Source organism: Serratia sp. GW822-FHT06D09 (assembly GCF_058799515.1).
The window spans coordinates 265,271-281,364 of sequence record NZ_JBXALO010000002.1 but is presented as its reverse complement, the minus strand read 5'-3'; the positions used below and the strand labels follow the sequence as shown (position 1 = coordinate 281,364).

Below are 16,094 nucleotides of genomic sequence, written 5' to 3'. Positions count from 1 at the left end.
TCGGGGAAGGACATTGGAGAGGGGGTTGCTTGCTACAGCGGCCCTCCCCCTCAGCGGCGAGAGGGCATGTGGGTTATGGCTTACGCGCCGGGGCGTCGCCGGCCACGTAATAGTCAGCATTGCTACGCGGCAACGGCGTGCGCTGGCGGATACGATCGGCAATCTTCTCGGCGATCATGATGGTGGTGGCGTTCAGGTTACCGGTGATGATCAGCGGCATAATGGACGCATCCACCACCCGCAAGCCTTCCATACCGTGCACTCGCCCTTGCCCATCCACCACCGCCATCTCGTCTTCGCCCATTTTGCATGAGCAGGAAGGATGGAAGGCGGTTTCGGCATGCTCACGCACAAAAGCGTCCAGCTGTTCGTCGGTCTGCACTTCTGGCCCCGGGCTTATCTCACGGCCGCGGTATTCGTCCAATGCAGGCTGCGCCATGATTTCGCGCGTGATGCGAATGGCATCGCGGAACTCCTGCCAGTCCTGTTCGGTCGCCATATAGTTGAACAAGATGCTCGGATGTTGGCGCGGATCCTTCGATTTCACCTGCACCCGGCCACGGCTCGGGGAGCGCATTGAACCGACGTGCGCCTGGAAACCGTGCTCTTTCACCGCGTTGCTGCCGTTGTAGTTAATCGCCACCGGCAAGAAATGGTACTGAATGTTCGGCCAGGCGAACTCTTCGCGGCTGCGGATAAAGCCACCGGCTTCAAACTGGTTGCTGGCGCCCACGCCGGTGCCGTTGAACAGCCACTCTGCGCCGATCTTCGGCTGGTTGAACCATTGCAATGCCGGGTACAACGACACCGGCTTTTTACAGGCGTATTGCAGGTACATTTCCAGATGGTCCTGCAAGTTCTCGCCCACGCCGGGCAGATCGTGCACCAGATCGATGTCCAGGCGGTTCAGCAGCGCCGCTGGACCAACGCCGGAACGCTGCAAAATCTGCGGCGAGGCAATCGCGCCTGCACACAGCAACACTTCACGACGCGCTCGGGCACTGTTGATTTGGTTACTTTCGCCCTGCAAGTAGTCAACGCCCACCGCACGCTTACCCTCGAAGCGGATGCGGTCGGTCAACGCGTGAGTGACAATCTTCAGGTTTGAACGGGAACGAGCCTGATCCAGATAACCCCGAGCGGTGCTGGCGCGACGGCCTTTCGGCGTGACCGTGCGATCCATCGGGCCAAAGCCTTCCTGCTGGTAGCCGTTCAGGTCATCAGTACGCGGATAACCCGCCTGCACACCGGCCTCCACCATTGCGTGGAACAATTCGTTATTACCGGCTTTCGGCGTGGTCACGCTGACCGGGCCGTCGCCACCGTGATAATCATTAGGCCCGATATCGCGGGTTTCCGCCTTGCGGAAATATGGCAGGCAGTCCAGATAACTCCAGTCCTCCAACCCCGGTGCTTTTGCCCAGTTGTCGAAGTCCATCGCGTTGCCGCGGATGTAGCACATGCCGTTAATCAGTGATGAGCCGCCCAGCCCTTTACCCCGGCCACACTCCATGCGGCGGTTGTTCATGTGCGGCTCAGGATCGGTTTCATACGCCCAGTTGTAACGACGGCCCTGCAGCGGGAATGCCAGCGCGGCCGGCATCTGGGTGCGAAAATCCATCCGATAATCCGGGCCGCCGGCTTCCAGCAGCAATACGCTAACGTCAGCGTCTTCGGTTAAACGGGTGGCTAAAACGTTACCGGCTGAGCCGGCACCGATAATGATGTAATCGTATTCCATACATTATCTCCTAAATATTCGTATGCCTGAATGATGCGAATGGCTTGAATATCGCATGCTGAATATATCCAGGCAGTTTTGGATGCAAGAAAGGATTATCCCCTATGGATTTCGCGTTACAGCTAGGCGGCAAGGGCGTGGAACCCCAGGAGTCAAGTAAGTGACTGGGGTCCGCGTTCGCAGCCAACAACGCTGTAGCTTGAAAGACGACGGGGATATTTAAAAGATGGAAATATATTCGCCCAGCTCGACTTGTACCGATTTGACCTGGGTGTAATGTTCCAGCGTACTGAGGCCATTTTCACGGCCGACGCCAGACTGTTTGTACCCGCCGACCGGCATTTCCGGCGCCGATTCACCCCAGGTGTTGATCCAGCAAATGCCGGCCTCCAACTGGTGGATCACCCGATGCGCCCGGGTCAGATCGTTCGTCACCAAACCGGCAGCCAGGCCGAAGGTGGTGTCGTTCGCACGGCGTACCACTTCTTCTTCGCTGTGGTAAGTGAGAATGCTCATTACCGGCCCAAAGATCTCTTCGCGCACGATCTCCATCTCGTCACCGCAGTCGGTAAATACCGTCGGCGCCACATAAGCCCCTTTGGCGTATTCCCCCTCAGTCACACGTTCGCCGCCGCACAACAGCCGAGCGCCGCTTTTCTTGCCGCTTTCGATGAAGCGTAATACCGACTCCATATGCGCGAAGCTGACCAGCGGGCCGAAGTTGGTTTGTGGATCGGTAGGATCCCCCAGGCGAATGCGCTTAACGCGCTCGAGGATTTTGGCTTCGAACTCGGCCTGCAACGCTGCGGGGACAAATACTCGAGTCCCGTTGGTGCACACCTGGCCGGAGCTGTAGAAGTTGGCCATCATGGCGATATCGGCGGCGCGATCCAGGCAGGCGTCGTCAAAAATAATCAGCGGGGATTTGCCACCCAGCTCCATGGTGACTTCTTTCAGCGTCGAACCTGAGGCGTTAGCCATCACTTTCTTGCCGGTTTTTACACCACCGGTGAAGGACACCTTGGCAATGCCGGGATGATCGGTCAGGTACTGGCCGACTTCTGCGCCGCTGCCGGTGACCACGTTGAATACGCCGTCCGGCAAACCGGCTTCGGTATAGATTTCCGCCAGCTTCAGCGCCGTCAGGGAAGTGACTTCACTGGGTTTGAAGATCATCGCGTTGCCTGCCGCCAGTGCCGGTGCGGATTTCCACAGGGCAATCTGGATCGGGTAGTTCCAGGCGCCAATACCGGCCACCACGCCCAGGGGCTCACGACGGGTATAAACAAAGGCGCTGTCACGCAGCGGGATCTGCTGGCCTTCGATCGCCGGGATCAGACCCGCATAATATTCCAATACGTCGGCACCGGTAACGATATCCACCGCCGTGGTTTCCGACATGGCCTTGCCGGTATCCAACGTTTCCAGCGCGGCCAGTTCGTCGTTGCGTTCGCGCAGAATATCCACCGCTCGGCGCAGAATACGAGAACGTTCCATCGCCGTCATCGCTGCCCACACTTTCTGTCCGCTGGCTGCACTGGCCACCGCACGGTTGACGTCTTCAGCGCTGGCGGACTGGATCTCGGCAAGCACTTCACCGTTCGCCGGGTTAACCGCGTTGAAAGTTTTTCCATCGGTACTGTCTACATAGGCACCATTAATATAGAGCTTCTGTAAGCCAAAACGGGACATAGGTTCTCCTTGGGTTATCCTCAGGGTGGCGTTTGCCCCCGGAGTTGAAACGTAATGTATTCGGTCGTGAGCGCTATCGCCTGCGTCTGGTTGAACGCCGCGCCGCGCAACGCACTGCGCAGCCACAGGCCGTCAATCAGTGCTGCCAATCCTTTGGCTGCCAGTCGCGCCTGCACCTTGGGCAGTTGGCGACTAAATTCGGCACACAGGTTGGAATACAGCCGACGGCCGTTCACCTGTTGCAGCCGATTAAGCTGCGGCTGGTGCAAGCTGCTGGCCCAAAACGCCAGCCAGGTTTTCATCGCTGCACTGTTGATCTGGCTGTCGTCGAAGTTACCGGCGACGATCGCCTGCAGCCGTGATGCCGGGCTCTGGTCGCTTAACGCCTGTAGCCGCAGCTTCACCGCCTCGCCCAAATGGCTAATCAAATAGCGCATAGTGGCTTCCAGCAGGCCGTTCTTGTCCTTGAAATAATGGCTGATGATGCCGTTGGAAACTCCGGCCCGCCGCGCTATTTGCGCGATGGTGGCGTCATGCATTCCCACTTCGTTCACCGCGGCCAGCGTGGCATCTATCAACTGCTGCCTTCTGATTGGCTGCATTCCTACCTTTGGCATAATTCGACTCTCACAAAACCGACTTCGGCCTCGTCTCAGCGGCGGGACTTCACGCCCTTTTCACCTGCTGAACTTGGTCTTCATGCTCACTATTAAACTTTTTTTTGATTGAACGTTCAATAAAAATTGCATATATTTTATTACCGCTTGGTTACAAATATGTACTTTTCGGTTGTGGAACTGGCTGATTTTTGTGAGGTATTTAACGAATCTGACCAAAATCAGTGTCTGTAAGCGGTTCCCACCACGAAACGATTTTCTGTTTCGTTAACAAGCAAAGCGGCAATCTTTGGCAAGCAGAATAGCGATTGCCGCGGCTTTATATCCGCACTTTTCCGGACGGCGCCGATGCGTCCGTTCAGGCTGGTGTGTGGGCACGATTTTACTCAGTTGTTAAAAAACAGAGGAAGACGATGACAACACGCGAAACCTCCTCAAAACCACAAAAGGATGGCCTTAATCCGGTGGTTTTCTTTACCTCGGCGGGGCTGATTCTGGCCTTCTCGCTGATGACCATCTTTTTTACCGATTTCTCCGGGCGATGGATCACCCGCACCCTGAATTGGGTTTCAACCACCTTCGGCTGGTATTACCTGCTGGCCGCTACTCTGTACATCGTATTTGTGGTGTTTATCGCCGCGTCGCGCTTCGGTTCGATCAAGCTCGGGCCAGAACAGTCGAAACCCGAATTCAGCCTGATGAGTTGGGCAGCGATGCTGTTCGCCGCCGGCATCGGCATCGATCTGATGTTCTTCTCGGTCGCCGAACCGGTGACGCAATATATGATGCCACCGGAAGGCCAGGGCCAGACGATGGAAGCCGCCCGCCAGGCCATGGTGTGGACACTGTTCCACTACGGGCTGACCGGCTGGTCGATGTATGCGCTGATGGGCATCGCCCTCGGCTACTTCAGCTACCGCTATAACCTGCCGTTGACCATCCGTTCGGCGCTCTACCCGATTTTCGGTAAACGCATCAACGGCCCGATCGGCCACAGCGTAGACATAGCGGCCGTGCTGGGCACTATCTTCGGCATCGCCACCACGCTGGGTATTGGCGTAGTGCAGTTGAACTACGGGCTGAAAGTTCTGTTCCACATTCCGGAAAACCTGACGGTTCAGGCCGCGCTGATCCTGCTTTCGGTGATCATGGCGACCATTTCGGTGACCTCAGGCGTTAACAAGGGCATCCGCATTCTGTCCGAACTCAACGTGCTGTTGGCGTTAGGGCTGATCATGTTCGTGCTGTTCTTCGGGGATACCGAATTCCTGCTCAATGCGCTGGTGCTCAACGTTGGCGACTACGTTAACCGCTTTATGGGAATGACCCTTAACAGCTTCGCCTTCGATCGTCCGGTAGAATGGATGAACAACTGGACCCTGTTCTTCTGGGCCTGGTGGGTGGCCTGGGCGCCGTTTGTCGGCCTGTTCCTGGCGCGTATTTCGCGTGGGCGCACCATCCGCCAATTTGTAGTCGGTACGCTGATTATTCCTTTCGTGTTCACCCTGCTGTGGCTGTCGATTTTCGGCAACAGCGCGCTGTATCAGATCATTCACGGTAACGCCGCTTTCGCGCAGGAAGTAATGCAGTATCCGGAACGCGGTTTTTACAGCCTGCTGGCTCAGTATCCGGGCTTCACCTTCAGCGCCTCGGTGGCAACCATCACTGGCCTGCTGTTCTACGTCACCTCGGCGGATTCAGGTTCACTGGTTTTGGGTAACTTCACCTCGCGCCTGAGCGACATCAACAACGATGCGCCCAACTGGCTACGTATTTTTTGGTCGATAACCATTGGCCTGCTGACCATCGGCATGCTGATGACCGACGGCGTGCCCGCGTTGCAAAAAACCACGGTGATCATGGGCCTGCCGTTCAGCTTTGTGATCTTCTTCGTGATGGCCGGATTGTATAAATCATTGCGGGTAGAGGATTACCGCAAAGCCAGCGCGCTGAACACCAGTGCGCCAATGCCGGTGTCCAGCAATGACGTGCTCAACTGGAAACAGCGCCTGTCGCGCGTAATGAATTATCCTGGCACGCAGTACACGCAGAAAATGCTGGATACCCGTTGCCGACCGGCGATGCAAGAAGTGGCGCGTGAGCTGGAACTGCGCGGTGCCAAAGTGGAATTCAGTGAGGTACCGCCGACCGAAGATGAACGTTTGAGCCATCTGGAGCTGCTGGTGCATCTGGGCGAAGAGCAGAACTTCATCTACCAGATCTGGCCACAGCGTTATTCGGTGCCGGGCTTTACCTATCGTGCTCGCTCCGGTAAGTCGCATTACTACCGGTTGGAAACATTCCTGATGGAAGGCACCCAGGGCAATGACCTGATGGATTACAGCAAAGAGCAGGTGATCGGCGATATTCTCGATCAGTATGAGAAACACCTGAACTTTGTGCATATCCACCGTGAGGCACCGGGCAATACCCTGACCTTCCCGGATATGTAATCCGTTCATCATGGCCAAAAGGCGCAGTTTAAAAACTGCGCCTTTTTTTACGGTATATCGTCAGGCAAGTCGGCTTTTAGCAGCAGTATCGAACCCGCCAATAACACCAGATCCTTTAGCAGAAAGCTGGTGGCCCCCCCCATCGCCGGAAAGCCACCGGCCGAAGCTTCCCAGGCACCCGGTGTGGAGAAGATCAGCGTCAGGGTCGTCAGATAAGTCAGCGTCGATCCCACCGCCCCCAATAACCCCAAACGTCGCGACCAAAAACCGGCCAGCAGCAAAAGACCAAAGCTCCACTCGGCAACCCCTAACGCATAACTGGCACCGCGAATGCCAAACACATCGTGCATCCAGGCCAGCAGCGGGCTATTACCAATCAGAGGCACCAGCCCCTGCGCTTCATAATCAAACCACTTGGCATAGCCGAAAGCGGCGAAGATCACCACCAGCGCCAGCCGCATAAAGGCCACGTCCCAGTTCGAGCGCTTAAAGCGCTGCAGCCATATTGTCTGAACCATCGTCCCTCCCGTTGTACTTGCCCGCAGCCGGGATTAAACCAGCGTCCATCCGGCTGCGGGACGCGGCGGCTTACTGCCCCATAGCGTCTTTTTGCATAGCGTCTTTGCTCATACTGTCTTTCTTCATGCCGTCATGCTTCATGGCGTCTTTACCCATGCTGTCTTTCTTCATGCCATCATGTTTCATGGCATCTTTGCCCATGCCGTCTTTCTTCATGCAATCCTTGCCCATACACTCTTTTTTCATGCCGTCTTTGGCCATACCCTCGTGCGACATCTGGCTCATGCCGTCTTTTTTCATCGCGTCTTTGCCCATGCTGTCGGCGGCATTGGCACCGAGGGAACCTAACATCAACGCGCTACACATCATTACTGCGAATAACTTTTTCATGGTATTTCCTTTTCTCATTTAAAAAGCACCTGTGTGCCGGGGATAGTTGGGGCCGTCGTTAGCTGCCGCCAAACCAGTTGTAACCTTGATCTTCCCAGTAGCCGCCGGGAAAGCGGTTGGTGATCTCTATGACCTGAATATGTTTCGGGTTCTTGTAGCCGAGCTTGGTCGGCATGCGCAGCTTCATCGGATAGCCGTATTTACGCGGCAGGATCTGGCCATCGTAAGTCAGCGCCATAATGGTTTGCGGATGCAGCGCCGTGGCCATGTCGATGCTGGTGTAGTAGTCGTCGGCGCATTTGAAGCTGACATAGTTGGCGCTCAGGTCCGCGCCGATCGCCTGCAAAAATTGCGCAAAGGGTACGCCCCCCCACTTACCGATGGCACTCCAACCCTCAACGCAGATATGGCGCGTCACCTGGCTGATTTGCGTCATGCTGTGCAATTGCGGCAAGGTCCACGGCTGCTTATTCAGCACTAACCCACTGACCTCCAGCCGATAATCCTCGCCATTGATATCCGGCGCTTCTTCTTCGGCGTAAAACGCGTTGAACGGGAACGGACGAGTAATCTGCGACTCGGCATACACCGGTGCCAAATGGTCGGCGTTAAACAGCCACCCCTGCACCCGATCGTTAAAGCGCGAGATACGGCTCAACGCCTGCTCCACATGGGTGTTGTCGCTAAGGTCACAGCCGGTGAGCATCGCAATGCCACCCAGCGTCAACCCGTTACGCAGAAAACGGCGGCGTGAAGAGGAGGTCAACTGACGCGCCAACAACTGCTGTGCCTCCCTGACAATCTCCCGGCCTTCACTCAGGCTGATAAGGGGTTTATCTGTTTTCATCGGGTTCTCCTTAACGTCCACGCAGCATGGCCAACAGCGTGCGTGGTACCAGCGCCACCATGACCAGGTGCACTACTACAAACCCCACCAGCGCCGACATGGCGTAAAAGTGGATATAACGTGCCGCTTCATAGCCGCCGAGCAATTCGCGCAGCAGCGGAAATTGCACCGACTTCCACAACACCAGGCCAGATATCACCATCACTACGCCTGCCACCATCACAAACAGATAAGCAGCTCGCTGTACCATGTTGTAATGACGCAAATCGCTATGACCGAGTTTGCCCCGTAGCGCCGCCAGCAGATCGCTCAACAAGGCTTTTGGGCTGAGCGGCCAAAATTTGCGTTTCAAACGGCCGCTGAACAGATTGATCAGCAGATAACACAACCCGTTGACCCCAAACAGCCACATGCCGGCGAAGTGCCATTGGAGCGCCCCACCCAACCAACCGCCTAGCGTCAGCTCATTGATAAAACTGAAGTTGAACAGCGGGGAAGCGTTGTAGATGCGCCACCCGCTGGTGACCATGATCAGCATCGCCAACGCATTCAGCCAATGCGTCAGGCGCAGCCACAGCGGGTGGATCAGTGCGGGTTTCTCCGGCGTAATGGACATGGCCATGACGTCTCTCCTGACGGTGGCGGTTTCGATGGGCTGAGTATCCGTCCGATTTGTTCCCCAAGACCTCACGCAAAGTTAAATAAAATGTGATAACTCCGGCTTCGGCGGTTGTGTAGACTTCATTAAGGCCTGGCAATCAGCGGTGAGAGAATGGAAAAGCCAAAGAAAATTTTAATCGTCGAGGATGACGGCAATATCGCGGAGCTGCTGCAGTTACATCTGCGCGACGAGGGTTATGACATCAGCCATGCCGCCGATGGCAATCTGGGGATGGCGATGCTGGAACAGGGCGGCTGGGACGCGCTGATCCTTGATTTGATGCTGCCGGGGATCGATGGGCTGGAGATCTGCCGCCGTGCGCGCAACATGACGCGCTACACGCCGATCATCATCACCAGCGCGCGATCCAGCGAGGTACATCGCGTGCTGGGGTTGGAGCTCGGTGCCGACGACTACCTCGCCAAACCCTTTTCGATGCTGGAACTGGTGGCCAGGGTTAAGGCACTGTTTCGCCGTCAGGAAGCCATGAGCCGCAACCTGAAAATGGACGCCGGCACCTTGAGCTTTGACGGCCTGACCATCGATCCGATTGCGCGTGAAGTGCTGTTGAATCATCAAGCCATCGACCTGACGCCGCGTGAATTCGACCTGCTGTATTTTTTTGCCAAACACCCCGGCAAGGTCTTTTCCCGCTTGAGCCTGCTCAACCAGGTGTGGGGATATCAGCACGAAGGCTATGAGCACACCGTGAATACCCATATCAACCGGCTGCGCATCAAAATTGAAAGCAACCCGGCGGAACCCGAGCGCATCCTCACCGTGTGGGGTATGGGCTACAAATTCGCGGCAGCGCCGCAAGAGTGAATCATGAAAAACCTTACGTTAACGCAACGTCTGACCCTGATCTTCGCACTGCTGATGGTGGTCAGCTGCGCCATATCCGGCTGGATGCAGGTGCGCAGCAGTACCCAGTATAGCCAGGCGGTGATCCAGCGGTTGTCCGGTAATCTGGCGCAGCACATTGCCGACAGTAACCCGCTGTTGGGGCAAAACGGGCTGAACGCCCCCTCGGTTCACAGCCTGTTCGATCAACTGATGGCGGTAAACCCCAGCGTTGAGGTCTACCTGCTCGACAAACAGGGCAATATCATTGGCAACGCCGCGCCGGCCGGCCACCTGAAACGCCAGAAAGTGGATTTGCTGCCGTTGCAGGCCTTGTTCGATGGCGCCAGCATGCCGGTTTACGGCGATGACCCGCGCAACCCGAATGCCAGAAAAGTGTTCAGCGCCGCACCGCTGAAGGTCAATGGTCAGGTTGAAGGCTATTTGTACGTGGTGCTGCTGGGCGAAGACTACGACGCGCTGGCCAGCAACGCGCTGTTTAGCTCTGCGGTTTCCATGGCGCTGTGGTCATCGGGCCTGATGGTGCTGTTCAGCCTGTTGGCCGGCGGATTCGCGTTCTATTGGGTCACCCGGCCAATCCGTCGTCTTACGCGTCAGGTCAGCGAGCTGGACAGCGGCGGCATCGCTGCGGTACAGGCCTATGCCGCGCTGCCGGTCGACGCCGCCGGACGCGACGAGGTCAGCCGACTGCAGCAAGCCTTCAACAGCATGGCGCAACGCATCGCCTTACAGTGGCAGTCGCTTTCACAGCAGGACCAACAGCGCCGCGAGTTTATCGCCAATATCTCGCACGACCTGCGTACCCCGCTGACTTCGCTGCACGGCTACCTGGAAACGCTGTCGGTAAAATCCGCCAGCCTGAGTGAAAACGATCGCCAACGCTATCTGGAGATCGCGCTGGCGCAGAGCCGCAAGGTCGGTCGGCTGGCGCAGGAGCTGTTCGAGCTGGCACGGCTGGAGTATGGCGTGGTGAAACCGCAGAAAGAGCCGTTCTCGCTCAGCGAGCTGGTGCAGGATGTGTTCCAGAAGTTCGAGCTGGCAGCCGAGGCTCGCCAGCAACGGCTGCTGGCTGATATCGCCCCGGGCATTCCATTGGTGTTCGCCGATGTCAGCATGATTGAACGCGTGTTGACCAACCTGCTGGACAACGCTATTCGTCACACGCCACAGGGGGGCGAGATTGAAGTGCGGCTCTGGCAGCAGGCAGGCAAGGTGCTGGTTCAACTTAACGACAGTGGCCCCGGTATCCCACAGGAGCTGCGCGCCGATCTGTTCGTTCGCCCTTCTATTCTGAGCAGCGCGCGTCGCCACGCCAGCGGGCTGGGATTGATGATCGTGCGGCGCATTTTGTTGCTGCACGACAGCGATATCCAACTGATCGAACAACCGCAACGCGGTGCCTGCTTCCGCTTCTCAATCCCGCTGCGTTAGCGCGTTATTATTCGTTGAGGCAGCTTTTATCGATGCTGATAAATTTGTCGTTATAGATAATAAATTTCTGCCCTTTCTGGCGAATACCGGCATGAGTCAAAGTATCGCCAGGACGCAGGTATTCGGTTACCCCTTCTTCGTCGGTACTGTCGCAACCGGGCTTGATCAACAGCTTGAAGTAGGTGTTGCCGGTATTGGTGACGGTGCCGCGCTGTGAATCGAGCCGATAGGCAAAATTGGTCTGACGCGGCCGCACCACCAAAATGGTGTCCATTACCACGATTGGCTCCAGCGTCACGCCAGTCGCCTTTTGCCCTGCGGGATCGAATAAACGGGTCGGAATTTCTCGGAACGATACCCGGTAATAGCGTTCGCGGTTATCCTGCGGCCCGCGGTAAAAGAACTTGTAATATTCGCTCTGTCCCGCCTGCAGCTGGAGTTGACGAGGGGCAAACAGCAGTTCGCCATCGGCCGGTTTGCTCCGCGTTTCGCTATCACCCGGTCGATCAATGGCCCGCAGCGTCACCTGATAAATACGCGCGCTGCGGTTATTGTTCAGCACCCGCTTGGCGGTGAAGGATTGGTCCTGATCCATGGCGAACGTCAGGGTGCCAACGTTAATCGCGCTGGCATAAAATGGCAGGCACAATAGCCCGAGCAGCAAGCTTCTCACAGCCTTTCCCCTAGTTAATGTTGCGCCAGGTGGCTTCAACATGGATCTCACCGGCGGCGCTAACGTCGCCGTACCAACCATTACCTTCAATCGTCCTCAGTGAAATCGGGTTATTCATCGGAATACTGAATTTCACCCGTGTTTTGTTTAACACCCCTACCTCGCCGGAAATGTCATTCCACGGCGTACTGCTCCATAACGCATTCGTCATGTCATGCCACTGCCCGTCGCAGCCGGCGTCATAATCCTGCTGCCCGTTGGTGCTGGTAGTGATGCTCAGCGTCGCCGGGAACGGTACTTTGGTGCTGTTATCCGCCGAGGAAAAAATGCAGTAGCTTCTGCCGCTGAGGGCCTGTGTCGGGCCGGTGGCCATGACTCTCACCTCATCGGCAGCGGTTTTACCACTGGTGGTAACAATATAAGTAAACTCCAGCGGTGGCTCACCCGGTCCAACGTAACCTTCACGATGAGGGGTATTGTCATAGTCGTCAGAAATAATGCTAATGCTGAAATCGCGCGGTTTAATAATCAGCTGGTTTGAGGTGGAAAACTCATACCAGCCGGACTCCGGCGACGTGGTGTTCTGGAAGCGGAAGTTAATCAGGTCGCGAGTGCCACTGTCGGAGATCCCCAGCTTCACCATCTGCTTAAAGAAGTTGCTGGCGAAAAAGACGTAGATGGCATTGCTGCTTTTCAGCTCGTTAAAGGTGTAATAGCTGCCGGTACCGGAAGTGTTTTTCCAGGTGTTGCCGTTCAGACTGAACTGCAGGTCGGCGGCGTTAACCGCCGAGGACAGCGCCGCATGGTTAATGGCCGGGAACACGTGAATCGAGGTATTGCTGACGCTGCCATCGGTCTGCAGATCGTAGCTGACCATTTTGCACATGATGCCGGCGCGCGCACCGATAGTCTGGTTTTTACAGTCGGCATTCCCCTCACCGATGATCGGCACGCCGTCGCTGTTAACAAACACTTCCGATACCGCGTTGGTGTTGATAAAGCGCAGATGCGCGGCCTTGCTGTGGGTCACGGTGCGTTTATACCAATTACCGCTGGCCTGGTTCTGGCACCGTCCCCCAGCGCCGGCATCATAAGTGGCCGAGGTCTGGCAGCTGTTAATCTGCATACTGAATGCATCGCCGGGGGCCATCTGCTGCAAATATTGGTAGAAACTCGGCGACATCATGCCGTGCATCCATTTTGCGCCGCCCGGCGTCACCACCGCACCATAAAACCCTTTTTCATCGGTGCTTTGCGGCAGGATCAGGCTGGTGTCCATATTACAGCCCGCATACCAGTTAATGCAGCGCAGGCCGAGGAACGGATTTTTTATCGGGGCATTTTCCAGCCACATGTCAAAGCGGTTGTTCGCCGACAGGCCGGTGTTATAACCATTGTCCACATAGCCCAGGCTCTGCTGATAAATGGTGCCGGAGCCGCCGTATTTCAGGCCGGTCCATTTATTCGCACCGGTCATGCGCGGATCCAGCACCCCGGACGGCGTAACGAAAAAGTTGTCGTCGGCGTTGTTTTCAACGAACACGAACTTCACGGTCGCGGCGTTTGGCCAGTTGGTAACGGTAACCGCCGCACGCAACGGCAGGGCCACCCACAGCATAAGCAGCAGCGCAATTTTAGCCTTCATTGATCGTTTCTCCTGCCTGCATATTGTTGCCGGCATAGGTTTTCAGCCCGGTACAGACCACGTCACCGACCCACACGGCGCCCTGAGCCTTGCTCAGATCCAGATCCACTTCGCAGCTCTGGTTACCGCTATGCGTAAAGTCGATAACCGGGAATTTCTTATCGACGTCCATAATGAATTCGCCTTTGTCATCGGTGCGGGTGCGCCCGATATGGTTTTTGATATAGGCGTTGGCCAGCAGCGTGCCGTCTTCAGCCTTGATGCGACCAAACACCGTCACCATCTGTTTGATTTCTGGCGTGATCACCGCCACGTTACCCGGATACAGCGTCAGCTTGCTCTTGCGTTTGGTGACGATATCGAAGCTTTCCGCCGAGTTTTTATTGTTCATCAACTCCACTTCGTACTGACCGTACGGCGACAACGGCACATAGTTTTTATTGCCAGTCAGCTTGACCGTCCGTCCGTCGACCCGGGCGGTCAGCATGCCGTCGTTTTCAATACCGGTATTAAAGATGATGCCCGCATTCCCTTCGCTTCGGCCGCTGGCCGCAATATCACGCCCCTGCCAACCCACGCTGCCGCTGGCGGACAGGCTCGAGTTGACGTAACCGTCGGCGGAGCTGCTGACGTTGACCGTACCGGCGGAATATTTGGTATCAAAGCGCGCGTATGCACCGCCGTTAAGGCTGTTATCGCCGTTAGTGTCGCCGGATATCGCCCGCGACAGGTTGGCGCCGAGGGTGCGGATCGGCCCGTTTTGAATATCCTTGCGCGCCGCCAGGTTAGCCGTGGTATAGCCGTTTTGATTGGAAACTCCGGCGCTGAGCCAATTGCCCATCGGCAAAGAGAAGTCCAGCGCAATATATTTACCGGTATTTGCGCTGTAGCCACCGTTGTTATAGCGCTGTATGCCGGCGCGTACGCCCAGCGTGCCAAAACGGCCAGTAAACACATTTTGATAATAATCGGCGTTGTAGTAATGACTGTTGTTCTTCTTATCGTCGTTGTAACTGAGACTCAGACTGCCCAACGGCGACCATAGCGCACCAAAATTCATCGTGCCGCCGATGGCACGGTTATATGCATCGTTTTGCAGCAGTTTGTCGCCAATCGAGGTTTTTTCCTGATTGATCCACAAACTGCTGAAACCGCCAGGCAGTGCTGCGCTGACGCTGTTAACCAGGCTCCATGAGCTGTCGGAGGCCGCCATGTTCTGCAGGTTGAACTGAATCGACTCGGTGAGCGGTACGCTGATGCGGCTTTCACCGACCGCGTTGCTGTCAAACGAATAGCCGGACAGCGCCCAGTTGAGCCTGTTTACGTTGCCGGTAGCAGAGGCACCCAGCAGATAAGAATCTTTCGCCGGTCGCTGACGTTGGTTATCGCCGCGCCAGTCGTCCATACGGATCATTCCGCCCCAAAACTGCCAGGCCAGCGGCGCATTGGCACCACGATTGGGGCTGAACAGTTTGTTCACCCGCTGCATGCGCTTATCTACCACCTTGCCGTTGACCACCACTTCGACTTCGACGTCATAAATGCCGTAAGGCAAGTTACCGGTATCCACTTCATGGTTACCCATGGCAAAATTTTGTACGCTGAGCAGCCGCCCTTCACGCGACAAGTGCACTTCCCCCGCCGATGGGAAAAATGCCACGATCGGCGTCAGCGACTGGCTGTTATCAAAAACGGTAGAGTTGGCACGGTTACCGTAGGACAGGCCGTAGATCTTGCTGGAGTTGATGGTGGTGACCGGTCCCAGCGACTGCAGGTTCCAGCTGTCGAGCATACCGGCGGCAAAGCGGCGGCCGGCAAAATCGCGCTCGTACATCGCCTTATACAGCGTAGCGTTTTCGTCGCCGCTGCCGATGCCGTAAATCGAACCGTTCACTTCCACGTGGTGCTCGCGCAGAGCGGTAACGCTGTTGAGTGACAGGTAACTGGAAGTGTTGCCCTCGCTGGCACGGGTGCGGTTATCGTAAATACCAAGGTTATAGTCCAGCGTGCTGCTGACGGCATTGACGCTCGACGCGCCAATGTCGCTGGAGCGCGCGCGGAGCAGGGTTCCCATCGCGGACGCTTTCACCACCAGCTGTAAATTGAGCTGACGGAAATCCAGCGCCAGCCAGGCGTCGGGCGTCAGCGCAATACGCTGCTGCCGATCAAATGCGGCCTCCTGCAGCGCCTGCAGCTGTTTGATGGTTTCCGCAGTCAGCGGTGTCCCCTCGTCGCCATCTTCCAGGGTAATTTGGCGAATTTTTAGTTGGTCGTTTTCGAGGTACAAAAAGGCATGGCCAATACGGCGGTCGTCTTTTACACCGCTGTTTTTTTCAAAGTGCAACAGCAGGGGGATGCTCATGCCTTCGCGCAACGCCAGGCTGAAGGTCTGGGGGATCAAAACGCCATCAATCTGGGTCAGTCCGGCAGCCATCGTCGTCTGACCCGGCAACAGCACGGCAGGAAGCACAAGCGCGCCGGCGGCAAGCAGGGTTTTCAACAACACATCATCCAGCGCACCTTTCACATCCACTCCTTGAATTCTTGTTATGAGTTCCATT

The 16,094-nt window shown here is 56.4% G+C and carries 13 protein-coding genes; 3 read left to right on the top strand and 10 right to left on the bottom strand.

Annotation, left to right across the window (positions count from 1 at the left end; all coding sequences use genetic code 11):
* Positions 1–73: 73 nt before the first annotated feature.
* From betA to betI, 3 genes are all read right to left on the bottom strand, one after another.
* Positions 74–1,741, bottom strand: a complete 1,668-nt coding sequence (gene betA, locus AC1RKG_RS05145; RefSeq protein ID WP_197820385.1) for a choline dehydrogenase — start codon at positions 1,739–1,741, stop codon at positions 74–76.
* A gap of 219 nt (positions 1,742–1,960) precedes the next feature.
* Entirely contained in the window at positions 1,961–3,433 is a 1,473-nt protein-coding gene (gene betB / locus AC1RKG_RS05140; protein ID WP_020825952.1) for a betaine-aldehyde dehydrogenase, read from the bottom strand.
* Positions 3,434–3,453: 20 nt separating this feature from the next.
* Positions 3,454–4,050: a transcriptional regulator BetI gene (gene betI, locus AC1RKG_RS05135; protein WP_493182278.1), complete on the bottom strand. Its 597-nt coding sequence runs from the start codon at positions 4,048–4,050 to the stop codon at positions 3,454–3,456.
* A gap of 413 nt (positions 4,051–4,463) precedes the next feature.
* Here betI and AC1RKG_RS05130 point away from each other — a divergent pair, with 413 nt between their 5' ends.
* Positions 4,464–6,503, top strand: coding sequence for a choline transporter (locus tag AC1RKG_RS05130; RefSeq protein ID WP_020825950.1), 2,040 nt, complete (start codon positions 4,464–4,466; stop codon positions 6,501–6,503).
* Positions 6,504–6,550: 47 nt separating this feature from the next.
* Here the strand turns inward: AC1RKG_RS05130 and AC1RKG_RS05125 are convergent, their stop codons facing one another.
* From AC1RKG_RS05125 to AC1RKG_RS05110, 4 genes are all read right to left on the bottom strand, one after another.
* On the bottom strand, positions 6,551–7,021 hold the full coding sequence (locus tag AC1RKG_RS05125; protein ID WP_493182277.1) for a YkgB family protein: 471 nt from the start codon (positions 7,019–7,021) through the stop codon (positions 6,551–6,553).
* 70 nt (positions 7,022–7,091) lie between these two features.
* Complete coding sequence (locus tag AC1RKG_RS05120) at positions 7,092–7,412, bottom strand: pentapeptide MXKDX repeat protein (protein WP_142815641.1); 321 nt, start codon at positions 7,410–7,412, stop codon at positions 7,092–7,094.
* Positions 7,413–7,470: 58 nt separating this feature from the next.
* Positions 7,471–8,259, bottom strand: a complete 789-nt coding sequence (locus AC1RKG_RS05115; RefSeq protein WP_020825947.1) for a molybdopterin-dependent oxidoreductase — start codon at positions 8,257–8,259, stop codon at positions 7,471–7,473.
* Positions 8,260–8,269: 10 nt separating this feature from the next.
* Positions 8,270–8,881, bottom strand: a complete 612-nt coding sequence (locus AC1RKG_RS05110; RefSeq protein WP_493182275.1) for a cytochrome b/b6 domain-containing protein — start codon at positions 8,879–8,881, stop codon at positions 8,270–8,272.
* Positions 8,882–9,031: 150 nt separating this feature from the next.
* Here AC1RKG_RS05110 and AC1RKG_RS05105 point away from each other — a divergent pair, with 150 nt between their 5' ends.
* Together AC1RKG_RS05105 and AC1RKG_RS05100 are read left to right on the top strand one after the other, a co-directional pair.
* Positions 9,032–9,745: a response regulator transcription factor gene (locus tag AC1RKG_RS05105; RefSeq protein ID WP_020825945.1), complete on the top strand. Its 714-nt coding sequence runs from the start codon at positions 9,032–9,034 to the stop codon at positions 9,743–9,745.
* Positions 9,746–9,748: 3 nt separating this feature from the next.
* Positions 9,749–11,215 carry a sensor histidine kinase gene (locus AC1RKG_RS05100; protein ID WP_020825944.1) on the top strand — a complete coding sequence of 489 codons (1,467 nt, stop codon included), beginning with the start codon at positions 9,749–9,751 and terminating at the stop codon, positions 11,213–11,215.
* A 7-nt stretch (positions 11,216–11,222) separates the two neighbouring features.
* On the opposite strand, the gene AC1RKG_RS05095 is transcribed toward AC1RKG_RS05100, so the two are convergent.
* Genes AC1RKG_RS05095 through AC1RKG_RS05085 form a run of 3 tightly spaced genes read right to left on the bottom strand, consistent with a single transcriptional unit; the run spans position 11,223 to position 16,048 of the window.
* Positions 11,223–11,888, bottom strand: coding sequence for a fimbria/pilus periplasmic chaperone (locus AC1RKG_RS05095; RefSeq protein ID WP_041414348.1), 666 nt, complete (start codon positions 11,886–11,888; stop codon positions 11,223–11,225).
* A 10-nt stretch (positions 11,889–11,898) separates the two neighbouring features.
* Positions 11,899–13,533, bottom strand: a complete 1,635-nt coding sequence (ecpD, locus tag AC1RKG_RS05090; RefSeq protein WP_115059434.1) for a fimbrial adhesin EcpD — start codon at positions 13,531–13,533, stop codon at positions 11,899–11,901.
* Positions 13,523–16,048: a CS1-pili formation C-terminal domain-containing protein gene (locus AC1RKG_RS05085; protein WP_493182566.1), complete on the bottom strand. Its 2,526-nt coding sequence runs from the start codon at positions 16,046–16,048 to the stop codon at positions 13,523–13,525. The genes ecpD and AC1RKG_RS05085 overlap by 11 nt, the downstream gene beginning before the upstream one ends.
* Positions 16,049–16,094: the final 46 nt, after the last annotated feature.

Coding starts and splice junctions, on each gene's coding strand:
- betA (WP_197820385.1), bottom strand. CDS start 1,741: ATGGAATACGATTACATCATTATCGGTGCCGGCTCAGCCGGTAACGTT.
- betB (WP_020825952.1), bottom strand. CDS start 3,433: ATGTCCCGTTTTGGCTTACAGAAGCTCTATATTAATGGTGCCTATGTA.
- betI (WP_493182278.1), bottom strand. CDS start 4,050: ATGCCAAAGGTAGGAATGCAGCCAATCAGAAGGCAGCAGTTGATAGAT.
- AC1RKG_RS05130 (WP_020825950.1), top strand. CDS start 4,464: ATGACAACACGCGAAACCTCCTCAAAACCACAAAAGGATGGCCTTAAT.
- AC1RKG_RS05125 (WP_493182277.1), bottom strand. CDS start 7,021: ATGGTTCAGACAATATGGCTGCAGCGCTTTAAGCGCTCGAACTGGGAC.
- AC1RKG_RS05120 (WP_142815641.1), bottom strand. CDS start 7,412: ATGAAAAAGTTATTCGCAGTAATGATGTGTAGCGCGTTGATGTTAGGT.
- AC1RKG_RS05115 (WP_020825947.1), bottom strand. CDS start 8,259: ATGAAAACAGATAAACCCCTTATCAGCCTGAGTGAAGGCCGGGAGATT.
- AC1RKG_RS05110 (WP_493182275.1), bottom strand. CDS start 8,881: ATGGCCATGTCCATTACGCCGGAGAAACCCGCACTGATCCACCCGCTG.
- AC1RKG_RS05105 (WP_020825945.1), top strand. CDS start 9,032: ATGGAAAAGCCAAAGAAAATTTTAATCGTCGAGGATGACGGCAATATC.
- AC1RKG_RS05100 (WP_020825944.1), top strand. CDS start 9,749: ATGAAAAACCTTACGTTAACGCAACGTCTGACCCTGATCTTCGCACTG.
- ecpD (WP_115059434.1), bottom strand. CDS start 13,533: ATGAAGGCTAAAATTGCGCTGCTGCTTATGCTGTGGGTGGCCCTGCCG.